The organism is Prochlorococcus marinus str. MIT 0918, from assembly GCF_027359415.1.
Lineage (GTDB): Bacteria > Cyanobacteriota > Cyanobacteriia > PCC-6307 > Cyanobiaceae > Prochlorococcus_E > Prochlorococcus_E marinus_C.
Map to the genome: position 1 here is coordinate 939300 of NZ_CP114780.1, position 19725 is coordinate 959024.

Genomic DNA, 19725 nt, shown 5'->3' on the forward strand with positions numbered 1-19725 from the left:
TATTTATTCTAATAGAAAACGAACCCTAAGTTCCTTAATGAATTTTGGACAGCAATTAAATTCAATAGAAGAATTGTGAAAAATAATCTACTTAAATCAATAGGAACACTCTCTATTGACCTTGGCAGCTCAACCACTGTAATTGCCTTTCAACCTGAGAATGAAGCATCTGTAAAGCTTCTAGAACTTCCACCAATTACTAGATGTCCTGGGGAAATCCCAAGTCTAATTTGGCAAGCTAATAATGAAGAATGTTCTTTATTAGTTGGCAATCAAATTACAGAATTACAATTATCTCATCAAAACAACCCTAGTCTGATTAGTGACTTCAAACGATGGATAGGCGCTCCAAAAAATGAATCTCATTGGGAAGCTAGCCTGTCTCCAGAAGATGCAGGTGAAATTCTAATTAAGGAAATATGGAGAAGAATACCAACAGAATATGAAATTAGAAAACTTGTTTTAGCTGCACCAGTAGAAACTTATAAAGAATATAGAAAATGGCTAAATAAAGTTTGTAGCAAACTAGAAGTTCAAGAAATTGCTTTAGTTGATGAGCCAACAGCTGCTGCAATTGGAGCTGGTCAACAAGGAGGATCCAAACTTTTAGTCATTGATATTGGTGGAAGCACAATTGATATGTCGATGGTCCGAATAGAAGGAGGAGAAGGAGAAGCACAACCAATTGCACAATTAATTCGCTTTAATGGAAAAGATCTAGAAGGTATTAGTAAACAAATAATGAGAGGAGCTACAGTTCTTGGCAAAGCTGGGCTAAGGCTAGGCGGAAGGGATATTGATAGGTGGATCGCTAATTACCTTTTACCAAATAATAAACAAACAAATTCTCTTCTAAATGCTTCAGAAAAGTTAAAGTGTAATTTAAGTAATCTAGAGATATTGGATACAAAAGTTCTTAAGGAGGATCTATTAGATAACGAAAGAGAGGAAATAAAAGAATTACAGTTAAGCAGAAGCGAGTTAGAAGAGCTTCTTAAACGTAAAGGCTTATTTAAAAGTCTTTCCAATTTGTTAGAACAAACCCTTTCTCAAGGACGATCTAATGGATATGAATTAGAAGACCTTACAGGAGTAGTAATTGTGGGGGGAGGCTCACGTATGCCCGCAATTAAAAAATGGATTCTTCAAAAAATTAGACCTGAAAAATTGTTAACTCCGCCTCCTATCGAAGCTGTAGCAATTGGCGCATTAAAACTAACTCCTGGTGTAATGGTTAAAGATGTCTTAACCAATGGAGTATCTTTACGCTTTTGGGATCAAAAAACAAATCAACATATCTGGCATCCTCTTTTCTTGGCTGGGCAAACATGGCCTACAAGCAAACCCCTCGAAATTCTTATTAGTGCAAGTGAAGAGAATCAACAAGAAATTGAACTTATAATTGCTGATAATGGTTTTAATAAACTCAAAGAGGTTATATATATCGATGGTATTCCTTCAATAACAAATAACGACAAAATATATCAACCAAAAATTGTTCCATGGAAAGATGTTCCAACTATTATTAAATTAAATAAGCCAACAGAGCCTGGTATAGACTGTTTAAAGTTATTTTTTCACATAAATAATTCTTGTGAATTATATGTTGAAGGAATTGACCTTAGAGATGGGACAAAAGTCATAGAAAAAGTCATCGGTCTAATCAGATAAATTCAAATCACTTAAGATTTTTGTTCAAGATATACTCCCTCTTCACCATCAATTTCCTTCAGTCTCAGCTCAATTGATTCTGTCTTTCTAGTAGTAATTTGACGACCATAGAAATCAGGCTGAATAGGCAGCTCTCTATGGCCAGTCCTATCAACCATTACTAAAAGCATGACAGATTTTGGCCTCCCCCACGCTTGAAGAGCTTCTATTGCAGCTCTCACAGTTCTGCCTGTAAAGATCACATCATCTACTAAAACAACTTGTCTTCCTTCTAAACCAGAAGAGATATCTGTCGAAGGAGCAATCCTTGTTCCTACTTTATGAAGGTCATCCCTATGAAAAGTGGGATCAATAACTCCTTGCTCAATATTATGGCCAACTTTCTCTTCTATTTCTCTAGCTAAGACCTCGGCAAGTTGTATCCCCCTAGTTGGAATACCTAAAAGCAAAATACCCTTGCTATCTGAAATATTTTCAAGTATTTGGGAAGCAAGCCTAGAAAGAGTAAGCGCTAACTCAGTTTTAGAAAGTATCTGTACCTTTTCTTTATCAGAATGATCAGTCATTGAAAATGAAGTAGGTTCTAATTCTATGCAAAATTAATTGATTTGATTCAATTGGGAAAAGCTAACCGAATTTGATACAAATTAGTAGCCTGACCAACAAACAAGTAATTTGATGGAAGGAATTAAAGCGACAGGTATTAAATCCTTCAAATGCCCCCCATCAGTTCCTCCAATTCAATGAGATCAGGACCAGTAGCACCTGTCGTCCTTACCATTCTTGATGGTTGGGGACACAGTAAAGAAACTAATAACAATGCCATTGAAAATGCAAATACTCCTGTCATGGACGCGCTATGGGAGGCATACCCACATACTCTGATAGAAGCTAGTGGAGCAGATGTAGGCTTACCCGATAATCAAATGGGGAACTCGGAAGTAGGTCATTTGACTATTGGAGCAGGCAGAATTATTCAGCAAGAATTAGTAAGGATTACAAATACAATCCGCTTAAAAAAATTGGATCAAATTAGTAATCTTGAGAATCTTGCAAACAATTTAATCCAACATAAAAAAACACTTCATTTAGTAGGGCTATGTTCTGATGGAGGTGTACATAGTCATATAAATCATCTTTTTGGGCTCTTAGAATGGGCTAAGGAGAAAGGAATCCAAAAAGTTGCAGTACATGCATTTACCGATGGAAGAGATACACCTGCCAAAAGTGCCTTGAACTTTTTAAAGATAATCAATAAAAAATTTGAATCAATTGGCATAGGAGAACTTGCATCTTTATGTGGCAGGTACTGGGCAATGGACCGAGATAATAGATGGGAGAGAACTCAAAAAGCTTATGAATTGCTTACTAATCCAAACGTAGAAATTAGCAAATTATCTCCAGAAGAAATAATTTCAAAGAGTTATAGCGAAAATATAACTGATGAATTTCTTGAACCTTTCCGCCTAACTTCTTCTTACTTGAAAGATGGGGATGGACTGCTCATGTTCAACTTTCGTCCAGATAGATCTCGACAAATAATTAGATCTATAACAGCTAACGAGTTCAATAATTTCAAACGAACTATAAAGCCTTCAATAAATATAGTTACCCTTACTCAATATGACTCTGAATTACCAGTGTCAGTTGCTTTCCCACCAGAATCCCTAAACGATTTATTAGGAGAAATTGTTGCTAATAATGGTTTACTCCAATACAGGACTGCAGAAACTGAAAAATACCCTCATGTCACTTATTTTTTTAATGGTGGAATTGAAAAACCATTACCTGGAGAAAAACGACATTTAGTCCCATCCCCTCGAGTAGCTACATATGATCTAGCTCCAGAAATGTCAGCAGATAAACTTACAAAAAGCTGCCAAGATGCTATTGAAAGTGGTATTTACTCACTAATAGTTATCAATTATGCCAACCCTGACATGGTGGGACATACAGGGGACCATGAAGCCACCACTAAAGCCATAAATAAAGTTGATAGTTGCATTGGAAAGTTATTAAATTCCACGGGGAAAATGAGCGGTACACTATTAATAACTGCTGATCATGGCAATGCTGAACTAATGCAAGGAGAAGATGGCCAGCCTTGGACTGCTCACACGACAAACCCAGTGCCAGTAATTCTTATAGAAGGAGAAAGAAGAAAAATAGCAGGCCAAGGGAATTCAATTCGCTTAAGACAAGGAGGTGGGTTGGCAGATATAGCTCCTACCCTCCTTCAATTACTTTCACTCCCAAAGCCAAGTTCTATGACAGGTTCATCTTTAATAGAAGTAATTGAAACCCCTTCTAAAACATCTCTAATACCTCAACCAGCCTAAATCAATTTAAAAATGCTTATTACAATTCTTTCATGGGTATGGGTATCTAGTGGATTAATTCTAATCCTATTAGTCCTGCTTCATAGCCCGAAAGGAGATGGGATGGGAGGATTAGCTGCGAGTGGGAGCTCAATGTTTTCTAGCGCAAGTAGTGCCGAAGCCACTTTAAATAACGCGACATGGTTAGTCTTAACAATATTTCTCGCCCTTGCAGTAATTCTGAGTGCAGGATGGTTAAAGTAAGTCTTCTTAGAAATATTTTTGAAGCAATATGTTAAAGCTAAGAAGAAAAGTATTTACCTTCTTTGTTATCATCTTCACTGGATGTACATACAAAGTATTTGCAAAGAGTAAAATTTGCGAAATTAAATTTGATGTCAAAAGCAATGCAATAGTATTGGAAAAGAAAATGAATTTAACAAACTTTAGGAGTAAATCAGCAACTAAAAGTCTCTTTCAATGCTATCAAATAGGTCTTGAGCATGATATTAATAGAAAGCCATTAATTGACAATCCTATTTATGCATGTTGCCGAAAAATATAAAAAGGGAGATACATAAGTACCTCCCTTTTTTATTTTGAAAGCAAAGGCTAAATGGATATATTAGTAATCAAAATCTCCACCCATCCCAGCTCCAGCAGCTGGAGCCCCAGCATCTTTCTCAGGAAGGTCTGCAACAATACATTCTGTAGTTAGAACCATCCCAGCAATAGAAGATGCATTCTGCAAACCAGATCTCGTAACTTTTGCTGGATCAACAATGCCTGCAGCAAGCATATCTACATAGTCACCTGAAGCAGCATTGTAACCATCATTCAACGGCTTACTCTTTACATTTTCTGCTATAACAGCTCCATTCGCTCCAGCATTTTCAGCTATTCGCATTAATGGAGCAGTTAAAGCTGCCTCAACAATATTTGCTCCTATTAACTCCTCTCCTGAAAGGTTACTGTTTGCCCAAGATTCAACTTCAGAGGCAAGATGAGCAAGAGTTGTTCCGCCTCCAGGCACAATCCCTTCCTCTACTGCTGCTTTGGTGGCGTTGATAGCATCTTCCAAACGTAACTTCTTATCCTTCATTTCTGTTTCAGTTGCCGCACCAACTTTTACAACTGCAACTCCTCCAGCTAGTTTTGCCAATCTCTCCTGAAGTTTTTCTTTGTCATAAGTGGAATCTGTCTCATCCATTTGTTTTTTGATTTGCTCACATCTAGCTTGGACAGCAACTTCATTTCCTTCGGCAACAATAGTTGTAGTGTCTTTATTGATCGTGACTCGTCTAGAAGTGCCAAGCATTTCTAAACTTGCATTCTCAAGTTTAAGACCTGCATCTTCAGTAATAAGTTGACCATTTGTTAAAACAGCCATATCTTCTAGCATGGCTTTTCTACGGTCTCCAAAGCCTGGGGCTTTAACTGCCGCAACATTGAGAACACCACGTAATCTATTTACAACTAAAGTAGCAAGAGCTTCTTTCTCTATATCTTCAGCAACAATTAGAAGAGGCTTTCCCGTTTTTGCTATCTGCTCCAGCACTGGAACAAGATCTTGAACTAATCCAATTTTTTTATCAGTAAGGAGAATATATGGCTCATCTAAAACAGCCTCCATCCTTTCAGTATCTGTAGCGAAATAAGGAGAGATGTAACCCTTATCAAATCTCATCCCCTCAGTTACTTCAAGTTCAGTAGTCATGGATTTACCTTCTTCCAAAGAGATCACACCCTCTTTGCCTACTTTGTCCATTGCATTTGCAATCATCTGGCCCACTTCTTCATCATTACCAGCAGCAATAGTCCCACATTGAGCAATTGCATTACTATCACTTATTGGCTTGGCTTGGTCCTGAATTTTCTGTACTAAAAATTCAGTGGCTTTATCTATGCCTTTCTTGAGAGTAATAGCATTAGCACCAGCTGCTACGTTCCTAAGGCCTGCTTTAACCATTGCATGAGCTAAAACTGTTGCTGTTGTGGTTCCATCACCTGCTGCGTCATTTGTCTTAGAAGCAGCCTGACGAATAAGAGCAACGCCAGTATTTTCTATATGGTCCTCAAGCTCAATTTCTTTAGCAATAGTGACACCATCATTAATTATTTGAGGTGCACCAAACTTCTTTTCTAAAACAACATTTCGCCCTTTAGGGCCAAGTGTAACGGCTACAGATTCAGCCAAAATGTCAATACCACGCTCGAGTGCACGGCGGGCTTGCTCGTTGTAAATAATTCTCTTTGCCATGGGTGGCGATTTGCTTAAAGAAAGAAGGGTTTTAGGTAAAAGTTAGCTTTTAGAAAAGCAATTTTTTAAAGTCAATTGACTACTGCAAGTATGTCCTTTTCAGATAAAAGAACGTACTCATCACTGCCAATCTTGATATCAGTTCCGGCATACTTGCTGTAAAGGACTTTATCGCCCACTCCAACTTCTGGAGCCTGACGAGAACCATCATCATTACGTTTGCCTGGTCCAATCTGAGCCACCTCACCAACCTGAGGTTTTTCTTTGGCAGTATCTGGGAGCAAAATCCCACCCGCCGTTTTCTCTTCTGATTCAGAGACTTTAATGAAAACACGATCTCCAAGTGGCTTAACAGTGGAGACGCTGAGAGATACAGCCGCCATGAATTAATGCAGGATCAAGAATTTGGCGAATTTACGCCTTTATTTTATATAAGAACGAGATTTACTCGGTGCCTTATGAACAACAAGATATTCACCTAAGCCTCCTCACGACTACAACTATTCTGTGCGGTTGACCGAACCGCACAGCAAAGCACCCCTGCATAGTGGTAGTCTTGCGCGGCTTAATGTGCTTTGCTTTAAAAGCGAATCTTTCAAACAGATCATCATTGATTCTTATGGCTGCTGCTGCTACCGCCTCGATTGGGACTAAAGGTATTGTCCGACAGGTAATTGGACCAGTTTTGGACGTTGAATTTCCTGCTGGGAAGCTGCCAAAAATCCTTAATGCTCTTCGAATAGAAGGCAAAAATCCTGCAGGACAAGATGTTGCTCTCACTGCAGAAGTTCAACAACTTCTTGGGGACCATCGCGTTAGAGCAGTTGCAATGAGTGGAACGGATGGCCTGGTAAGAGGAATGGAGGCCTTAGACACAGGGGCACCAATATCTGTGCCTGTTGGAGAGGCAACTCTTGGAAGAATATTTAATGTTTTAGGTGAACCTGTTGATGAACAAGGTCCTGTAAAAACATCTTCAACATCTCCTATTCATAGGGAAGCTCCTAAGCTTACTGACCTTGAGACAAAGCCAAAAGTATTTGAAACAGGAATCAAAGTTATTGATCTTTTAGCTCCTTATAGGCAGGGGGGAAAAGTAGGCCTTTTTGGAGGAGCAGGTGTAGGAAAAACAGTTTTAATTCAAGAATTGATTAACAATATTGCTAAAGAGCATGGAGGAGTTTCTGTTTTTGGAGGAGTAGGTGAGCGGACACGTGAAGGAAATGACTTATATGAAGAATTCAAAGAGTCAGGTGTTATTAACGCTGATGATTTACCCAAATCAAAAGTTGCTCTCTGTTTTGGTCAAATGAATGAACCACCAGGAGCAAGAATGAGAGTTGGTCTGTCTGCATTAACAATGGCAGAGCATTTTCGTGATGTAAACAAGCAAGATGTTCTTTTATTTGTTGATAATATTTTTAGATTCGTGCAAGCAGGTTCTGAAGTTTCGGCTCTGTTAGGTCGTATGCCTTCAGCTGTTGGATACCAACCAACCTTAGGCACAGACGTAGGAGAACTTCAAGAAAGAATTACATCAACTCTTGAGGGATCCATTACTTCTATTCAAGCCGTATATGTTCCCGCCGATGATTTAACAGACCCTGCCCCAGCAACAACTTTTGCTCACTTAGATGCAACTACAGTACTTGCAAGAGCATTAGCTGCAAAAGGGATTTATCCTGCAGTAGACCCTCTAGATTCAACAAGTACTATGCTGCAGCCATCAGTCGTGGGTGATGAGCACTACCGCACTGCTAGAGCTGTTCAGTCAACCCTTCAAAGATATAAAGAGCTTCAAGATATTATTGCTATTTTAGGATTGGATGAACTATCAGAAGAAGACAGACGTACAGTTGACAGAGCAAGAAAGATTGAGAAGTTCCTTTCTCAACCTTTCTTTGTAGCAGAGATCTTTACTGGAATGTCAGGGAAATATGTAAAGCTTGAAGAAACAATTGCTGGATTTAATATGATTCTTTCAGGGGAATTGGATCATCTGCCAGAACAAGCCTTTTATCTGGTTGGCAACATTAACGAGGTCAAAGAAAAAGCACAAAAAATGAAGTCTGAAAACAAAGGTTAATTAAACTTGTATTTGAGACTTTAAATTAAAGTCTCAAATAAATTACTAAATTTACCAATCTCTAATTACTTAACAAACTAATAAAATGCCCCTCAATCTCAGAGTACTTGCTCCAGACAAGAGTGTTTTCGATGACAAAGTTGAGGAGGTTATACTCCCAAGTACTACCGGTCAATTAGGAATTCTTCCGGGGCATATTTCTATGGTTACCGCAATAGAAATTGGAGTACTTAAAATTCGCATACAAGGAATTTGGAACTCAATAGCTCTAATGGGAGGTTTTGCAGAAGTTGAGTCTGATGAAGTGACTGTTTTAGTTAATGGAGCTGAGCTAGGTAAAAATATTGATGCAACTTCAGCTGAAAAAGAACTTGAAGAAGCTAAAAATAAATTTAGTCAAATTTCAGATGAAGCAAACTCACCTGAAAAAATCCAAGCTAAAGAGAGGCTCGAAAAAGCAAATGCAAGGTTAAAAGCTACAATTAGTTAATAAGCCTTAAAAAACGAAGAATATTTTTTGTAGCCCTTTTGAAGATTAAGCAGTTCCACAGAAAGTTACCTCAGGGAACTTAAGTTTTGCGTCTTCAAGGCTCTTGCCTTTACCCTCTTCCTGCCAATAATTAATAACTTCAGTTGCTTTATTTAAGACTTCAACCCTTTTATTATCTGTTATCCATGCTTTTTCTTCTAACTCTGTTTTAAGTGTTTCCCAAGCATCTTCTCTAGGCCAAAAGAAATAAGCTGTGAGAGGACTAGTCCCTCCTCCAACAATTTGATCAACAGCCAAGGCTACGTTATCTGGCAACCAAAGAATTTTCAAAAGAAATCTTCCCTCATCTGCTTTAGGCGTATGTCCAGAAGGCACTCCATCAGCATCAAATGTTGCAGACGCAAGAACTTCTGCAGCACCTAACATTCCAGGACGACCTGTTTTGGCATTTTCTTCCGAATTCTCTTTTGAATTTGATTTAGTCTGATCCTCTTGAATAGTGGAGGAACCATCAGAAGCACTCATTACTAAGCCTTAACCAACTAACAATCTACTAACTTAACAGGAATTAGTACCAAACAAATGAATTTAAATTTAAAAGGGCTTGTACTATTTGATATCGACGGTGTTATTCGTGATGTTGCCAAGAGCTATAGATTGTCAGTACAAAAAACTGTAAAAAAATTTTGCGGGTGGGAACCAACTAATAAAACAATTGATGAACTTAAATCAGAAGGGTTTTGGAATAATGATTGGGATGCAAGTTTAGAACTAATTAAAAGACATATTAATTCTCATAATTTAGATATAAAATTACCTAAAAAAACAAATTTAATAAAAGAATTTAGCACCTTTTACTTTGGGGAGAATTTCTCTCTAAGCCCAAATGAATGGAATGGCTTTATCAAGAATGAAAAGCTTTTAGTAGAAAAAGAATTTTTTCAAAAGTTAACCGAAATGGGTTTTAACTGGGGTTTTGTTAGTGGAGCAGAACCTCCATCCGCAAAATTTGTACTGGAAAATCGACTTGGGCTTACAAAACCGCCTCTAATAGCCATGGGAGAAGCACCCGAAAAACCAGATCCATCAGGCTTCATTAAGCTTGCTTCAAACCTTTTACCAATGCCTCTTGGCAAAAACAATGTTCCTATTGCATATCTAGGCGATACAGTTGCTGATGTAATGACTGTTGAAAATGCCCGTGAGATATTACCAACTCAAAAATTTATAAGTATTGCAGTTGCTCCTCCTCACCTTCACAGCGTAAATAACAGCTCAAACCGTAATGCTTATGAAAAAAAATTAATAGCCGCAGGGGCCAATAAAATACTCAAATCAACAAATGACATTTTTGAATACCTAGCAACCTGGTAAAAGTTATTTCACTCTTCTATTTCTTTTAAAAGCTTCAAAGCATTAGAGCTAAGGATGTCCGGCTTACCATTAGTAACTACAACATCATCTTCGACTCTTATTCCAATTCCTTTCCACCTATCTTCAATCAATGGTTGACCATCAGGAACTGGAAAAAAATCACTGATATAAATTCCTGGTTCGACAGTTAAAACCATTCCTGCCTCTAAAGGTATTGGATATTCACCAAGCCTATAAGCACCTACATCGTGGACATCTAAACCCAACCAATGTCCTGTGCGATGCATATAAAAATGCCTATAAAGCCCCTGCTCAATAAGGGAATCAACATTTCCTTTAAGTAATCCAAGGTCTACTAATCCTTGTACCAAAACTCTTACAGCTTGTAAATGAACTTCTTCCGTATTTTTCCCAGGCAAAACACAATCAATCGCCTTTGCTTGAGCTTCTAATACAAGTTCGTACAGGTCACTTTGTTCTCCTGTGAATTTGCCATTAACAGGAAAAGTTCTTGTTATATCTGAGTTGTAATAATCAACCATTGAACATCCAGCATCAATAAGTAACAATTCTCCATCCCGCAACAAAGCATTATTAGCCGTATAATGGAGAATGCATGCATTGTCTCCACTAGCAATAATCGAAGGATAAGCTGGTCCTCTAGCCCCTTCTTCAAGAAAGGTTTTTTCTATAACTGCCTGAACCTCTCGCTCATTCATACCAGCTCTAACAATTTGACGGGCAAATTCATGTGCCTTCGCTGAGATCGAAGAAGCTTCTCTCATCCTTTGAATTTCCCAATCATCCTTTCTCAATCTCAAATCATGAAGAAAAATACTCGGCGCAGTTAAATCAAATGGGACCGCACCAGTTCTCGAAGATCTCTCAATTTGTTCGGAGAATATTTTTAGGACTAATGGTTCTATGTGTGGATGTTTACCAATAGAAAAAGAAATTCCATCAGCACCTTCTAAATAACTCCACAATCTATTTTCTAATTCATCTAAAGGATGAGATACGTCAACATCAAACTGATCAACCACTGCCTCAACACCCCAACGAAATCCATTCCAGACTTCATCTGATGAGATCTTAGGTAAAACAAATAGAATATATCTTTCCCCCTTAGGACGATGAGGAAGAAATAATGCAACTGATTCAGGCTCGTCAAAACCTGTTAAATACCAAAAATCACTGTTTTGTCTAAATGGATAGTCACAATCGGCATGATGTGGAACCATCCTTGCCGCAGGGATAATAGCTGCTCTACCCTCTAATTTACCGAGAAATTGCTCCCGATGATTTTTATAGATCTGCTGATTATTCATAAGAAACTAATAATCAATTAATTCTTAAAAGATGGCATGAAATCAAACTTAGTGGACAATAGAGATCTAATGAGTCTTTGGCACTTCTAAAGATCCCAAGGTATGAATTCTGACATTCTATTCCTAACAATTCTTGTTGTTGTGGTACTAATTGGTTCAGCATTATGCTCAGGAGTCGAAGCAGCATTATTGGCCGTCAATCCATTACACGTCCATGAACTGACAGGAAAACAACCTCCTGTTAGAGGTGCAAAAAAATTAGCAAAGCTTCGACATAAACTAGGTAGAACTCTAACTGTCGTAACCATTACTAATAACACTTTTAATATTTTTGGGAGTTTAATGCTAGGAGGCTATGCAACCTTTGTATTCAAATCAGGGATAGCTCTTCCTGTATTTTCAATAACATTAACTATTCTTGTATTACTTTTAGGAGAAATATTACCAAAGTCAATAGGAACAAAACGTTCTTTGCAAATAGCACTGGCAAGTGCACCAATGTTATACGTCCTTAACTCATTAATGCGTCCATTAACAATCCCACTGGAACATTTATTACCTGTAATTACCACTGAGAATGAGATTAGTACTGACGAAGAAGAAATTAGACAAATGGCACGACTAGGTTTGCAAAAAGGACAAATTGAAGCTGATGAAGCTGCAATGATCAACAAAGTTTTTCAACTAAACGATTTAACTGCTAGAGATCTTATGACTCCTAGAGTATCTGTTCCAACTCTTGATGGATCATTAAAATTAGAAAAACTAAAAAACAATCTCATTCTGAACAATTCACAATGGTGGGTAGTGCTTGGTAAAGAAGTAGACAAAATACTAGGCATTGCCAACAGAGAACGTCTCCTTACTGCATTATTACAAGGCAACAATCAATTAACTCCGATAGACCTTTGTGAAGCAGTTGAATTTGTTCCAGAAATGATTAGAGCAGATAGGTTGCTTACATCATTCAATAAAGATAAAACAGGAATAAGAGTAGTAGTTGATGAATTCGGTGGATTTGTAGGTTTAATTAGAGCAGAAGCAGTTTTAGATGTTTTAGCAGGATGGTGGAGGAAATCAAATAAATGAAGGCTAAACAAACAACTGCAAAAAAATGTAGTTTCTTACTTAATCAATGGAAAAAGAGCTTATCTCTAACTGCTTTTGAAAAATCACAATTATCAGTGGAACTAAAAGCCCTTGATCGTCAAATAAATCGCTTATCACAACAACATTTGCGTGTTACAGTTTTTGGAAGAGTAGGAGTTGGGAAATCAAGTCTCTTAAATGCACTATTTGGTGAAGAGAAGTTTTCAACTGATATTGGTCATGGCTCTACTCGTAAAATGAAAGGAGTGATTTGGGAGCAAGGTATTGATAACCTGCAATACGTTGAATTAGTAGATACTCCTGGAATTGATGAAATTACTTCGGCAGAAAGAGCTCGACTAGCATCAAGAGTTGCTCTTCATTCAGATTTAATTTTATTAGTTATTGATAGTGACATTAATAGTATTGAGTTAGATGCAATGCAAACACTTATAAACAGTAATAAGCCTATTTTATTAATTCTCAATCGATGTGATCAATGGACCCCCACTGAAGTAGATCAAATTGTTCATAGTATTCGAAATCGTCTACCATCCACGGCAAAACATCTGCTAATTGAAACTGTTGCTGCTGCACCAAGGTCAGCGAAGCTTCAAGCAAATGGGAAAGTGCGGAGTGAGAAATCCAGTCCCAAAGTTACCTCACTGAAAAGAACACTATTAAATCTCTTATCAGAACAAGGTAATCTTCTTTTAACACTGAATGCTGTACAGCAAGCAGATAATTTTTACCATTCTTTAAAGCTTGGTCGGTTAAAAAGAAGAAAGTTAGAAGCGCAGGGGCTTATTGGTAAATTTGCTGCTTTCAAAGCATCAGGGGTTGCAGTAAACCCACTTTTAGTTTTTGATTTTGCTACAGGAATAGCTTTAGATACAGCTCTAGTTATGCAACTCAGTAAATTATATGACTTAGAATTAAAAGGGCATTCTGCTAGAGAGTTATTAAAAAAACTATCTCTTCACAATTTTCTCTTAGGCGGAGCACAAATTGGGATTCAAATTCTCTTAGGAAGCATCAAGCATCTCTTACTATCTGCTGCTCCATTCACAGGTGGATTAAGCCTTGCCCCTGCAGCTCCAGTAGCATTGGCACAAGCAGCTGTGGCAGTTCATACAACTAAACTAACAGGTAAATTAGCCGCAAAAGAATTACTCCAAGCGTCTCATTTACCAGGCGCCAATCCAAATCAAATCTTACGTTGTCTTGCCAGATCCAATCCTAAGGTAAAGGATTATTTGAATAGCTGGCAGATAATAGCTCAAAAAAAAGCTGCTCATATTCACACTTTGCTACCGTGAGTAGTCGTTCTTATCAGTCAATAGCCTTACTAGGGACAAGCGCCGACCCACCTACTACTGGACATAAAGCTTTGTTAATAGGTTTAACCAAGTTGTTTCCTAAAGTCGTCACCTGGGCGAGCAATAACCCTACCAAAAAGCATAGAGAACCTCTTGAAAAACGACATGAACTATTAAATGCTCTGGTAGATAGTATTAACATCCCCAACCTTGAGTTAAAACAAGAATTAAGTAGTCGATGGGCAATCAAAACTGTAGATAAAGCTTTAAAATATTGGCCAAAGAGCACTCTGATTTTAATCATAGGTAGTGATTTAATATCAGATATTCCTAAATGGCATGAATCAAATCAATTACTACTAAGAGCCCAACTTGGCATTGTCCCTCGTCAAGGGTGGGACCTCGACAACCAAAGACTCAAAGTTATTAACAGAATGGGAGGCATAATACACTTATTACCACTAAATATACCTGCTAGTGCTAGTTCAAATATTAGGAATAAACCAATTTTATCTCAAATACCCGAAGCAATCTTACCCATGCTTTTAAAGGAAAACCTCTACGGTATAACTAATACAACACAATGAAAATTGCTCTAGCACAACTAAATCCTCTAATAGGAGATCTAAAAGGGAATAGTGAAAAGATTATTGATGCCTGTAAAGATCAAGCAGCAGACAAGGTAAATATTTTAATTACACCAGAACTATCCCTTTGGGGATACCCACCACAAGACTTATTATTCCAACCAACTCTTATTGATCAGCAATGGAGTCTGCTGGACAAAATAGTAAAATTTCTAGCAGTACAAAATTTAGAGTTAACTGTATTAGTTGGCATAGCTGAACCTACAAAAGACCTTCAAGTTCCTAACTTATTTAATTCAATTGTTCTTCTCAATAATCAAGGTTGGGAAATAATCGCAAGGAAACAATTGCTTCCTTCTTATGACGTTTTCGACGAAAAGAGATATTTCAGAGCTTCTAAAAGTACAGGTCTTATCAATTACAAGCTAGGAAACAAAGCCTGGAATATTGGCGTCACTATATGCGAGGACTTATGGGTTGAAGAAAGAATTCAAGGACATCGTATAAAAGGCCCAAATCCTATTGAAAGTCTTACTAATCAAAGAATTGATCTACTTGTAAATCTCTCTGCTTCTCCTTTTACAACTGACAAAGCATTACTTCGTGAACGCATTGCAGCAAAAGCAGCAAGACGACTAAAATGCCCAGTCATATATGTTAATCAAGTGGGCGGAAATGATGAGCTTATTTTTGATGGTTCTAGTTTCGCAACTAATAGTGAAGGTGATATAACACTGTCTCTTCCCAAATGCCAAGAAACTATAGCTATTTGGGATACAAATCAAAACTTATCTTATAGAGAAGCATTAATTATTGATTCGGAAGAAATACTCTTACAAGCACTTGTGCTTGGGTTAAGAGATTATGCTAGGAAATGTAATTTTAAAAGTGTTTTACTTGGTCTTAGTGGAGGTATTGATTCTGCCTTAGTAGCAATTATTGCTTGTGCTGCCATGGGCTCTGACAACGTTTCTGCGATTTTAATGCCATCTCCATGGAGCTCAGAAGGATCTGTACAAGATGCATTAGCACTTGCAAAGAGAATAGGAATTAAGACAGCAACTATACCCATTTCCTCTCTCATGAAGACTTATCATCAAACTCTAGAGGAACCTCTTGGAGAAGCCCCTAAAGGACTTACCGCAGAAAACCTTCAGTCACGTATCAGAGGAACGCTTTTGATGGCAATAGCAAATGCACAGCAACACCTACTATTATCAACTGGCAATAAATCGGAACTAGCTGTTGGGTATTGCACTCTCTATGGTGATATGAATGGAGGCCTTTCAGTAATAGGTGATCTATATAAGACCAGTGTCTTTAATTTGTGTTACTGGCTAGACAACAAGAAATCATTTCGATGCAGAAAAGCTTTAGGGCTCCCAACACAAGGAGAACTAGTGGGTTCAATTATTCGAACTAAACCTCCAAGCGCCGAACTAAGTCCTAACCAACTTGATAGTGATTCTCTCCCTGATTATGCAATTCTAGATCCAATTCTCAAAGCCCTCATCGAAGAACGACAAGACTCATTAACACTTGTGAATCAAGGTCATGATCCAGATTTAGTAACAAAAATTCAACGCTTATTAAAAAAAGCTGAATTTAAAAGGAAACAAGCGCCTCCCACGCTGAAAGTAAGTGATCAAGCTTTTGGGAGTGGTTGGAGAATTCCCATTGCCTCAACATAATAAAATCAGTTACGTGGAGAATTATTTTAAATGCCAATGCTCTACCTAATTTCTCAAACTTAAATGCCATCTTCAGTTCTCTCAGCGCCGATTTCTAGTATCGGCATCCCTAAAGAAATCAAGTCAGACGAACTTAGAGTTGCCATTACTCCCGATGGTGTAAAAGAGCTAGTATCTCAAGGGCTTGAAGTTCGTGTGCAAACAGGTGCTGGAACAGGTGTAGGAATTGAAGATCAATCTTTTGCACTTGCAGGAGCAAAAATTGTTAGCAGAGATGAAGCCTGGTCCTCACACTTAATTGTAAAGGTCAAGGAACCTCAGGAAGAAGAGTATCAACTACTTCGTGAAGACATGGTTCTTTTTACATATCTACACTTAGCTGCATATCCAAAAGTTGGCGAAGCATTACTTAAAGCTGGTACTACAAGTATCGGCTACGAAACAGTTCAGATGGAAGACGGTACCCTCCCTCTATTAGCACCAATGAGTGAAATAGCCGGGCGATTAGCTGCTCAAGTAGGTGCACATTTACTTGAAAAGCCTAATGGAGGAAGAGGAGTTCTCATAGGAGGCTGCACTGGAGTCCGGCCTGCACGAGTAATTGTTTTAGGTGCAGGTACTGTTGGATGGAATGCTGCAAGACTTGCAGCAAATATGGATGCGGAAGTGATGCTACTAGACCGCTCACCTGAGAGATTGCGCAAACTAGAAGCACACCGAAAAGGAAGACTGGTAAGCGTTGTGAGCAGTAGAGGTCTTATAGAGCGGCTAATCCCAACTGCTGATCTTATTATTGGGGCGGTGCTTACTCCAGGCGGGAGAGCACCTACACTCGTTGATGAAAGAATGGTTGAACAAATGAAAAGCAAATCAGTTATCGTTGATGTAGCTATAGATCAAGGGGGTTGTATTGCTACTAGCAAAGAAACAACTCATACCAAACCCACTATCAATATTAAAGGTGTTGAACATTACGCTGTAAGTAATATGCCTGGCGCAGTGCCTTTTACTTCAACAGAAGCTTTGGTTAGTGTAACTCTGCCATATATTCTTTGCATTGCAGGTCGTGGTCTTGAAGGTGCTATTACTGAACGGCCAGAAATAGTCTCTGGGCTCAATACAATTAAAGGATCAGTATGCCACCCTGGCGTAGCAAAAGCTCTTAACCTGCATCCAAGGCACCCAATGGCATGTTTAAATTAATCATTATTTTATTTACTAACAGTTACCTTTTTTATTGGTCTCATTAATGAATCAATAGATAAACCTTCTCTCAACGCTAATACTATAGAAGCTGCTTCCAAGTAATTTTTTACAGAAAAAATCGGCATGTTTTTTTTTAATTGCAAATCTGAAGAAAGCCCTAGAGCATCTAAACCTACACTTAGGATTCCTGAATTAGCTACAACAATCAATGGAATTCTTCTTGCAATACACGCTAAGACAGCCTCTCCACCAAGTGCACCTTGAGGTGCAATAATAGCACCAACTTGTTCAACACCTATTAAAGGTAGATTTAACCCTAAATTCATTTTTTCAATATCATCACTCTTAGGAATTAAATTAGGTGCTCGACTTAAACCAACCAATACAGATGATAAAAATGTATATCCGATTTCTTCTGCCGCTGCACGTGGGTCTAGACATTCATCTATTGGCAAAGGGAACATTGCAGGGGCATGTGCGCATGGTAGACATAAATGACGAACTAATAAATGACTAATCAAAGCCTCAGCTCCTGCAATTACATCTACACCTCTTCCCTTCCGATAAGCCTCCAAACTATTGCTTTCTATATCATCAGGAAATCTTGTAACTACAGCTATAGCAGTCGCACCTTCATCTTTTAATCTCTCACCAGCCTTTACTAATAATCTAGGGTTAATAATTTCGCCTGTACTAGCTCCACTAGAAGATGTTTTAAAACGCATTTCAAGTGGTGACTCAGTAGCAACAACAGGTCCAATATCAATACCCAAAGTAGCTCGGCACGCATCAACAACATGAATATGTCTTTGATGCAATTCTTCTTCTAATCCTGCATCAAATAGAACACCTACTTTTTGTTTACGAACAGGGCTCAACATCAATTCACCACAAGCAAATTGATCTAGCGCAAAACCTTCAACATATTGAATCCTCTTATCATCCCAAAACAATGAAGCCCCATTCATTACATTTGGATGGGTAATCAAGCATCCACTAGCTGCAGCTAATAAACGTGCAAAAGGAATGGCATCACCAGCATAACCCCCTATTTCACAGCCAATTCCCGTGGGAATTACTAAAAGAGATGGCAATGGGGAAGAAGTCATCTAAAACTAATCAATGATCAATACTGCTTCAATCCTTAATTTCCTAGAACAATCTAATTCCTCATCAAAACTAATACTTGCAATTGACCACCTAAGAGGATCTCCATACTGACTTAATTTACTCAATATGAATACTCTTAAAGAATTTAGTGGCATTTCAACTGGCCAATCTAATTCGAGCTCTAGAGACTGAAGTCTCACATTTCCACCTAAAATACTTATCCGCCAGCTCCACCAACAACCTCAAGAATTTCTTGAGTAATTGCAGCTTGACGAGCCTTATTATATGTAAGATTTAAAGTCTTAGCCAATTCTTTAGCATTATCGCTAGCATTATTCATTGCAGTCATTCGACTTGCCAATTCAGAAGCTGCTGCTTCTTGAAGCGCTCTAAGTAGTTGGTTTTGCAAATATAGTGGCAATAAGGAATTTAATAATTCATCTGGACTCTGTTCGAAAACCACATCTGAAGATAGCTTAGGCTCTTCATTGGCTGGAGCAGAATCTTTTTCAATTACAAGCCGGCTATCTTTTGTAGTTATTCTAAAGATTTCATCATCCTCTTGAGCAATTCCCTGAGGGTCCAGAGGAAGCAGAGTCTGAACAACAGGACTACAACTAACTAAGCTAATAAATTTTGTATAAATCACCTCAACCCGATCAGTGCTTTCTGAAAGAAACTCAGATAACACTTCACTAGTGGCCCCCTCTGCGTCTTTAGATGTAGGCACTTGTTCTAAATCCTGAAAAGAAGCACGTATCTTGTACTGACTACTTCTGTTTTGGAAATAAGTAATAGCCTTGCGACCAATGAGAACCAGATCAATATCAAAACCCTGCTTCTTTAATTCCCCATAACGTTGCTCAGTAAGCTTAATCACATTAGTGTTATAACCACCACATAAACCGCGATCTCCAGTAACTGCTAGCAAAGTAACGTTTTGAACATCACGAGTTTTGAGCAGGGGAGAGTCTGCTGCCTCAAATTGCATCCTTGATTGGATGTTCTGAAGAACTCTTGCTAAGCGATCAGCAAAAGGTCGGCTTCTAAGAACCTGCTCTTGTGCTCTCCTAACTTTTGCAGCTGCAACCAAGCGCATTGCTTCAGTTATTTTTCGAGTGTTTTTAACTGAAACAATCCTGTCCCTAATTTCTTTTAGGTTTGCCATAAATCAATAATCTCCTGGGTAACCTAAG

The 19725-nt window shown here is 38.2% G+C and carries 20 protein-coding genes; 12 read left to right on the forward strand and 8 right to left on the reverse strand.

What is annotated here, in order from left to right; genetic code table 11:
- The first annotated feature begins 75 nt into the window (after window positions 1–75).
- Window positions 76–1671, forward strand: a complete 1596-nt coding sequence (locus tag O5636_RS05260; protein ID WP_269621774.1) for an Hsp70 family protein — start codon at window positions 76–78, stop codon at window positions 1669–1671.
- Window positions 1672–1682: 11 nt separating this feature from the next.
- On the opposite strand, the gene pyrR is transcribed toward O5636_RS05260, so the two are convergent.
- Window positions 1683–2237, reverse strand: a complete 555-nt coding sequence (gene pyrR / locus O5636_RS05265; RefSeq protein WP_269621775.1) for a bifunctional pyr operon transcriptional regulator/uracil phosphoribosyltransferase PyrR — start codon at window positions 2235–2237, stop codon at window positions 1683–1685.
- Between the two features lie 159 nt (window positions 2238–2396).
- Here pyrR and gpmI point away from each other — a divergent pair, with 159 nt between their 5' ends.
- From gpmI to O5636_RS05280, 3 genes are all read left to right on the forward strand, one after another.
- Window positions 2397–4010, forward strand: coding sequence for a 2,3-bisphosphoglycerate-independent phosphoglycerate mutase (gene gpmI / locus O5636_RS05270; RefSeq protein ID WP_420063788.1), 1614 nt, complete (start codon window positions 2397–2399; stop codon window positions 4008–4010).
- 12 nt (window positions 4011–4022) lie between these two features.
- Window positions 4023–4253: a preprotein translocase subunit SecG gene (gene secG / locus O5636_RS05275; RefSeq protein ID WP_269621777.1), complete on the forward strand. Its 231-nt coding sequence runs from the start codon at window positions 4023–4025 to the stop codon at window positions 4251–4253.
- Window positions 4254–4419: 166 nt separating this feature from the next.
- Complete coding sequence (locus O5636_RS05280) at window positions 4420–4554, forward strand: hypothetical protein (protein WP_269621778.1); 135 nt, start codon at window positions 4420–4422, stop codon at window positions 4552–4554.
- A gap of 60 nt (window positions 4555–4614) precedes the next feature.
- Here the strand turns inward: O5636_RS05280 and groL are convergent, their stop codons facing one another.
- Together groL and groES are read right to left on the reverse strand one after the other, a co-directional pair.
- Window positions 4615–6249: a chaperonin GroEL gene (gene groL / locus O5636_RS05285; RefSeq protein ID WP_269621779.1), complete on the reverse strand. Its 1635-nt coding sequence runs from the start codon at window positions 6247–6249 to the stop codon at window positions 4615–4617.
- A gap of 71 nt (window positions 6250–6320) precedes the next feature.
- A complete protein-coding gene (groES, locus tag O5636_RS05290) occupies window positions 6321–6632 on the reverse strand; it encodes a co-chaperone GroES (RefSeq protein ID WP_269621780.1) in 312 nt (103 codons plus the stop codon).
- Between the two features lie 236 nt (window positions 6633–6868).
- Between groES and atpD the strand changes: the two genes are divergently transcribed.
- Window positions 6869–8335: a F0F1 ATP synthase subunit beta gene (gene atpD, locus O5636_RS05295; RefSeq protein ID WP_269623529.1), complete on the forward strand. Its 1467-nt coding sequence runs from the start codon at window positions 6869–6871 to the stop codon at window positions 8333–8335.
- A gap of 85 nt (window positions 8336–8420) precedes the next feature.
- Complete coding sequence (atpC, locus tag O5636_RS05300) at window positions 8421–8825, forward strand: ATP synthase F1 subunit epsilon (protein ID WP_269621781.1); 405 nt, start codon at window positions 8421–8423, stop codon at window positions 8823–8825.
- Between the two features lie 45 nt (window positions 8826–8870).
- On the opposite strand, the gene O5636_RS05305 is transcribed toward atpC, so the two are convergent.
- Window positions 8871–9350: a 30S ribosomal protein PSRP-3 gene (locus O5636_RS05305; protein ID WP_269621782.1), complete on the reverse strand. Its 480-nt coding sequence runs from the start codon at window positions 9348–9350 to the stop codon at window positions 8871–8873.
- Between the two features lie 57 nt (window positions 9351–9407).
- Between O5636_RS05305 and O5636_RS05310 the strand changes: the two genes are divergently transcribed.
- Window positions 9408–10199 carry a TIGR01548 family HAD-type hydrolase gene (locus tag O5636_RS05310; RefSeq protein ID WP_269621783.1) on the forward strand — a complete coding sequence of 264 codons (792 nt, stop codon included), beginning with the start codon at window positions 9408–9410 and terminating at the stop codon, window positions 10197–10199.
- Between the two features lie 8 nt (window positions 10200–10207).
- Here the strand turns inward: O5636_RS05310 and O5636_RS05315 are convergent, their stop codons facing one another.
- Window positions 10208–11527: an aminopeptidase P N-terminal domain-containing protein gene (locus O5636_RS05315; protein ID WP_269621784.1), complete on the reverse strand. Its 1320-nt coding sequence runs from the start codon at window positions 11525–11527 to the stop codon at window positions 10208–10210.
- Window positions 11528–11629: 102 nt separating this feature from the next.
- Between O5636_RS05315 and O5636_RS05320 the strand changes: the two genes are divergently transcribed.
- The 5 genes from O5636_RS05320 to ald all read left to right on the forward strand — a co-directional run bounded on the left by O5636_RS05320 (window position 11630) and on the right by ald (window position 17416).
- Window positions 11630–12616 carry a CNNM domain-containing protein gene (locus tag O5636_RS05320; RefSeq protein WP_269621785.1) on the forward strand — a complete coding sequence of 329 codons (987 nt, stop codon included), beginning with the start codon at window positions 11630–11632 and terminating at the stop codon, window positions 12614–12616.
- On the forward strand, window positions 12613–13935 hold the full coding sequence (locus O5636_RS05325) for a GTP-binding protein (RefSeq protein ID WP_269621786.1): 1323 nt from the start codon (window positions 12613–12615) through the stop codon (window positions 13933–13935). Before O5636_RS05320 ends, O5636_RS05325 begins: the two co-directional genes overlap by 4 nt.
- Window positions 13932–14522 (forward strand): nicotinate-nucleotide adenylyltransferase, encoded by a 591-nt coding sequence (locus O5636_RS05330; protein WP_269621787.1) that lies wholly within the window; start codon window positions 13932–13934, stop codon window positions 14520–14522. Before O5636_RS05325 ends, O5636_RS05330 begins: the two co-directional genes overlap by 4 nt.
- Window positions 14519–16213: an NAD+ synthase gene (locus tag O5636_RS05335; protein ID WP_269621788.1), complete on the forward strand. Its 1695-nt coding sequence runs from the start codon at window positions 14519–14521 to the stop codon at window positions 16211–16213. The genes O5636_RS05330 and O5636_RS05335 overlap by 4 nt, the downstream gene beginning before the upstream one ends.
- Window positions 16214–16276: 63 nt before the next feature.
- Complete coding sequence (gene ald / locus O5636_RS05340) at window positions 16277–17416, forward strand: alanine dehydrogenase (RefSeq protein WP_269621789.1); 1140 nt, start codon at window positions 16277–16279, stop codon at window positions 17414–17416.
- An 8-nt stretch (window positions 17417–17424) separates the two neighbouring features.
- Here ald and O5636_RS05345 read toward each other — a convergent pair whose 3' ends face one another.
- The 3 genes from O5636_RS05345 to O5636_RS05355 are packed head-to-tail and all read right to left on the reverse strand — an operon-like array spanning window position 17425 to window position 19697.
- Window positions 17425–18528 (reverse strand): DUF3326 domain-containing protein, encoded by a 1104-nt coding sequence (locus tag O5636_RS05345; protein ID WP_269621790.1) that lies wholly within the window; start codon window positions 18526–18528, stop codon window positions 17425–17427.
- 6 nt (window positions 18529–18534) lie between these two features.
- The gene (locus tag O5636_RS05350; protein WP_269621791.1) at window positions 18535–18729 is read right to left on the reverse strand and encodes a hypothetical protein; all 195 of its coding nucleotides are present in this window, start codon (window positions 18727–18729) and stop codon (window positions 18535–18537) included.
- Between the two features lie 17 nt (window positions 18730–18746).
- The gene (locus O5636_RS05355; RefSeq protein WP_269621792.1) at window positions 18747–19697 is read right to left on the reverse strand and encodes a F0F1 ATP synthase subunit gamma; all 951 of its coding nucleotides are present in this window, start codon (window positions 19695–19697) and stop codon (window positions 18747–18749) included.
- Between the last annotated feature and the right edge of the window lie 28 nt (window positions 19698–19725).

Coding starts and splice junctions, on each gene's coding strand:
- groL (WP_269621779.1), bottom strand. CDS start 6,249: ATGGCAAAGAGAATTATTTACAACGAGCAAGCCCGCCGTGCACTCGAG.
- O5636_RS05345 (WP_269621790.1), bottom strand. CDS start 18,528: ATGACTTCTTCCCCATTGCCATCTCTTTTAGTAATTCCCACGGGAATT.
- atpD (WP_269623529.1), top strand. CDS start 6,869: ATGGCTGCTGCTGCTACCGCCTCGATTGGGACTAAAGGTATTGTCCGA.
- groES (WP_269621780.1), bottom strand. CDS start 6,632: ATGGCGGCTGTATCTCTCAGCGTCTCCACTGTTAAGCCACTTGGAGAT.
- O5636_RS05335 (WP_269621788.1), top strand. CDS start 14,519: ATGAAAATTGCTCTAGCACAACTAAATCCTCTAATAGGAGATCTAAAA.
- O5636_RS05280 (WP_269621778.1), top strand. CDS start 4,420: ATGAATTTAACAAACTTTAGGAGTAAATCAGCAACTAAAAGTCTCTTT.
- O5636_RS05355 (WP_269621792.1), bottom strand. CDS start 19,697: ATGGCAAACCTAAAAGAAATTAGGGACAGGATTGTTTCAGTTAAAAAC.
- pyrR (WP_269621775.1), bottom strand. CDS start 2,237: ATGACTGATCATTCTGATAAAGAAAAGGTACAGATACTTTCTAAAACT.
- atpC (WP_269621781.1), top strand. CDS start 8,421: ATGCCCCTCAATCTCAGAGTACTTGCTCCAGACAAGAGTGTTTTCGAT.
- O5636_RS05305 (WP_269621782.1), bottom strand. CDS start 9,350: ATGAGTGCTTCTGATGGTTCCTCCACTATTCAAGAGGATCAGACTAAA.
- O5636_RS05320 (WP_269621785.1), top strand. CDS start 11,630: ATGAATTCTGACATTCTATTCCTAACAATTCTTGTTGTTGTGGTACTA.
- ald (WP_269621789.1), top strand. CDS start 16,277: ATGCCATCTTCAGTTCTCTCAGCGCCGATTTCTAGTATCGGCATCCCT.
- O5636_RS05310 (WP_269621783.1), top strand. CDS start 9,408: ATGAATTTAAATTTAAAAGGGCTTGTACTATTTGATATCGACGGTGTT.
- secG (WP_269621777.1), top strand. CDS start 4,023: ATGCTTATTACAATTCTTTCATGGGTATGGGTATCTAGTGGATTAATT.
- O5636_RS05315 (WP_269621784.1), bottom strand. CDS start 11,527: ATGAATAATCAGCAGATCTATAAAAATCATCGGGAGCAATTTCTCGGT.
- O5636_RS05325 (WP_269621786.1), top strand. CDS start 12,613: ATGAAGGCTAAACAAACAACTGCAAAAAAATGTAGTTTCTTACTTAAT.